Source organism: Xanthomonas cucurbitae, from assembly GCF_002939885.1.
Taxonomy (GTDB): domain Bacteria; phylum Pseudomonadota; class Gammaproteobacteria; order Xanthomonadales; family Xanthomonadaceae; genus Xanthomonas; species Xanthomonas cucurbitae.
Map to the genome: position 1 here is coordinate 1 of NZ_MDED01000140.1, position 425 is coordinate 425.

General features: G+C 60.2%; 1 protein-coding gene. It reads right to left on the reverse strand.

Annotated features, from left to right (window positions below; translation table 11 throughout):
- A partial coding sequence (locus XcuCFBP2542_RS19095) for an IS30 family transposase (protein WP_146090390.1) occupies window positions 1-425 on the reverse strand: 425 nt, incomplete at both ends.

Genomic DNA, 425 nt, shown 5'->3' on the forward strand with positions numbered 1-425 from the left:
AAGACCTCGGCTGGAGTGAGATAGCTCAATCGTTTTCTGGGTCGGTTGTTGAGTGAATGTTCAACCTGCTGCAGCTCTTGCGCCGTGATGGTGCTGAAGTCACGACTGCGCGGAAAATACTGCCGGAGCAGTCCGTTGAGATTCTCATTGCAGCCGCGTTGCCAAGGGGCATGTGGGTCGGCAAAGTACACCTTGGTCGATAGCCGGTCCTCGATGCGGGCATCCTGGGCGAACTCGCTACCGCGATCGCAGGTCAGCGTCAGCACCTTATCGCGCACACGCCATAGGCGCGCGCAAATGACCTCGGCAACAGCATCGGCGGTGCCGTCAGGACTCCAGCCCAGACGCACATAGCCACTGCTGCGTTCGACATGCGTCACCAGCACGCCAGTGCCGCGCGATGGGCGGACCGTATCCAATTCCCA